General features: G+C 38.7%; 1 pseudogene. It reads right to left on the bottom strand.

The features are described from left to right. A pseudogene (locus CES82_RS12250) lies at positions 1–208 on the bottom strand (ISL3 family transposase); the annotation flags it as partial. Positions 209–238 lie beyond the last annotated feature (30 nt).

The following is a 238-nucleotide window of genomic DNA, read 5'->3' as shown; positions in this document are numbered from 1 at the left end:
GCCGAGCTGTCTCAGTGTAGTGTCTGAAATGATGTTGTAACTTGTGAATTGAACGGAATGGTAGTAAATCGATCAATTCGTGTGTTTCAGCATCCATCAGTTCAAAACTCATCGTCTCATCAGCATTGTTGGTACTTTTAATTTCATCCATTAAGAGTACTTCTGGTAAATGTTGCCAATTGGGTTCAAAGTACGTTTCAGCTTGCATTAACATACGGGCAATAAAGCTATCAGAAGT

This window comes from Secundilactobacillus silagincola, from assembly GCF_002583405.1.
Classification (GTDB): domain Bacteria; phylum Bacillota; class Bacilli; order Lactobacillales; family Lactobacillaceae; genus Secundilactobacillus; species Secundilactobacillus silagincola.
Note: the sequence above shows the minus strand (reverse complement) of the source record. Positions and strands in the feature narration are given on the sequence as shown.